This is a genomic window from Acidimicrobiales bacterium, from assembly GCA_036273495.1.
Classification (GTDB): domain Bacteria; phylum Actinomycetota; class Acidimicrobiia; order Acidimicrobiales; family JAJPHE01; genus DASSEU01.
The window spans coordinates 1-2,666 of sequence record DASUHN010000045.1 but is presented as its reverse complement, the minus strand read 5'-3'; the positions used below and the strand labels follow the sequence as shown (position 1 = coordinate 2,666).

At 70.5% G+C, this 2,666-nt stretch carries 3 protein-coding genes; 2 read left to right on the top strand and 1 reads right to left on the bottom strand.

The annotated features are described in order from the left end of the window. Positions 1-175 precede the first annotated feature (175 nt). Together VFW24_01815 and VFW24_01810 are read left to right on the top strand one after the other, a co-directional pair. The gene (locus VFW24_01815) at positions 176-1,021 is read left to right on the top strand and encodes an ABC transporter permease (protein HEX5265484.1); all 846 of its coding nucleotides are present in this window, start codon (positions 176-178) and stop codon (positions 1,019-1,021) included. Then, positions 1,021-1,641, top strand: coding sequence for a class I SAM-dependent methyltransferase (locus tag VFW24_01810; GenBank protein ID HEX5265483.1), 621 nt, complete (start codon positions 1,021-1,023; stop codon positions 1,639-1,641). Before VFW24_01815 ends, VFW24_01810 begins: the two co-directional genes overlap by 1 nt. Positions 1,642-1,657: 16 nt before the next feature. On the opposite strand, the gene VFW24_01805 is transcribed toward VFW24_01810, so the two are convergent. After that, the coding region (locus VFW24_01805; GenBank protein ID HEX5265482.1) for a hypothetical protein at positions 1,658-2,666 on the bottom strand (1,009 nt) is incomplete at its 5' end.

The window sequence follows — 2,666 nt, the reverse complement described above, 5'->3', positions numbered from 1 at the left end:
TCGCCGCGCCCCAGGGGGCCAATCTCCTTCCCGTGGTCGTGCGGGCCCTCGACGAGGCCGCCGACGACGTCGAGGACATCGGCCTGCGCCGTCCCACCCTCGACGAGGTGTTCCTGGCCCTCACCGGCCGCCCCACCAGTGCCGACCCGCAAAAGCCGACGGAGGACGAAGCCGCATGACGATGGACCTGTCACTCGATCGGCCCGGGCTCACCGCCACGCCTTCCGCGGTCACCCACCGCGGGGCGCCCTACCTGGTGGCCGCGGCCCAGGTGGCGGCGCGCACGGTGAGGAAGTTCGTGCGGACGCCCGCCCTGATCGTGGCCGGCACCGCCCAGGGTCTCCTGTTCCTCCTCATCTTCCGCTACGTGTTCGGCGGGGCGGTGGCCCACATCGGCCCGCTCGACTACGTCGACTTCCTGGTGCCCGGGTTCGTCGTCACCGGGGTGCTGTTCCAAGGCATGGCCGCCGCCAGCGGGGTTGCCGAGGACCGCCAGGGGGGCCTGTTCGACCGGCTCAGGAGCCTGCCGATCCGGCTTCTGTCGATCATCACCGGCCGCGTCGTCGCCGACTCGGCCCTGGTCGCCTGGGGAGTGGTCGTCATGACGGCGGTGGGCTTCGGGGTGGGCTTCCGCACGGGGGGGTCGGTCGGCGGGGCGCTGGCGGCCCTGGGCCTGACGATCCTCTACGGCTTCGCCTTCGTCTGGATGTTCATCGCCATGGGAATGGCTGCGGGCAGCCCGCAGGCGGCGCAGGGCCTGTCGTTCCTCGTGTTCCCGCTGAGCTTCGTCTCGTCGGCCTACGTGCCGGTCTCGACCATGCCGGGCTGGATGCAGCCGTTCGCGGTCCATCAGCCGATGACGCAGATGGTCAACACGGCGCGCCTGTTGACCGGGGACAGCGCCGCCCGTCATCTGCTCGGCCACTCGGTCGCCTACTACCTCGTCCCGTCGCTCCTGTGGACCGCCGGCCTGATCCTCGTGTTCGCCCCGCTCACGGTCTGGTTGCTGAAGCGGTCCTGATGGGTTGGGACCAGTTGCGGGCCACCTACGACCGGGTGGCGGGACGGTACGAGGACCGGTTTGCCGAGGAGCTGGCATGGAAGCCGCGGGACCGCGATCTGCTCACGGCGTTCGCGGGCGCGGTCGGGGACCCGGTCGTCGACCTCGGCTGCGGACCGGGCCAGATCGGAGCCTTTCTGGGCCAGCGGGGTCGTGCGGTGATCGGCGTCGACCTCAGCCCGGTCATGGCCGGTCTGGCGGCGGGACGGCTCACGGCCGCGGCGGTGGCGGATCTCCGCCGCCTCCCTCTCGCTCCGGGCTCGGTAGCCGGCGTGGTCGCGTTCTACTCGTTGATCCACGTGCGCCGGCCCGAGTTGCGGATGACCGTGGCCCGGACCGCCCACGTGCTGCGTCCCGGCGGCCGGGTGCTCCTGGCCGTCCACGAAGGCGACGGCGAGGTCGAGCGGGACACCTTCCTCGACACACCGGTGACCTTCGTGGCCACGCTCTACCACCTCGACGAGCTGACCGACGCCGTCACCGCGGCCGGGCTGCGGGTCGTGTCGGCGGACCGGCGGGCGCCCGACGAGCGGGAGTCCCCGACCACCCGCCTGTACGTCGAGGCGGTCCGCGACCGTTGACGTCCGGGCGCTACAGCTAGCCGCCGAGGGTCGAGGACAGCGTGCCCGACTCGGCCTGCTTCACCAACGAGGCGATGTCGTTCATGTCCTTGATCGACAGCGCCCCGAGGAGGTTGTCGAGGTCGGTGAAGACGGTCCGCACCGGGTCGAAGTACCACTGCCCGTTCTCCTCGAGGGCCACCAAACCCTCCTTGGGATGCAGGTTCTTGAGGTCGTTCACGATGGGCTGGACGGCGGCGGGCAGGGAGGACAGGGCTGAGTTCAGGTCCGACGCCCGGGGACAGAAGTGCTGGTCGTTGGAGGGATCGCTGGCGTCGGAGATGTCGAGGCAGCTCCCGTCGTAGGTGACCGTGTACTGCTCGTAGGTGGCCCGGAAGGCGATCCCCCTGATCGTCACCAGCTCCGACCCGGAGCCGTCGGGGACGTCGGCGAGCTCGAGTTTGGTGATCGATACCGACAGCTTGGACCGCACGTTGCTCAGAGCGTTGTCGGCCTGGGGCAGGAACAGCGGCGCGTAGTCGTGGAGGGCGGCCATCTCCCCCGGCGGCGTCAGCTTGATCACCCCGGCCACGTCGAGATTGGCGGCGGACTGGATCAGCGAACGGATGGCGTCGTCCGCTGTCGCCGACCCCACGGCGGGGATCGAGGACGAAGCCGCCGGCGCCGTCTGCCCGCTCGCGCGGGCCGCGTCCTCGGCCACCGTGTAGCCGAGGCTCACGTACCAGGAGCCGTTCTCCTGCACGGTCACGATCACGTCGTTGCCCGTCGACACGCCGGAGGAGCTGTTGGTGGCCTTGGCCTTTTCCAGGGCCGACCCGGCTACGGAGCGGGTGAACGATCCGAGTGGCAGCTGGGACGGATCGATGTGGGAGCGGGCCGTCCCCGAGGTGATCGTCACCGCCGCCCGTTGCGGGGTGAGGAAGGCGGTCGAGGTCTTGATGTTCGAGAAGCCGAGGGTGAGGCCGCTGATGTCGGAGAGGTCGGCGTCGGAGCTCAGCACCTGGAGGCGCTGGAGCTGGCTGGTG

What these genes read in the sequence shown, in the direction of transcription:
- VFW24_01815 (HEX5265484.1), top strand. Translation starts at nt 176, where the DNA reads ATGACGATGGACCTGTCACTCGATCGGCCCGGGCTCACCGCCACGCCT.
- VFW24_01810 (HEX5265483.1), top strand. Translation starts at nt 1,021, where the DNA reads ATGGGTTGGGACCAGTTGCGGGCCACCTACGACCGGGTGGCGGGACGG.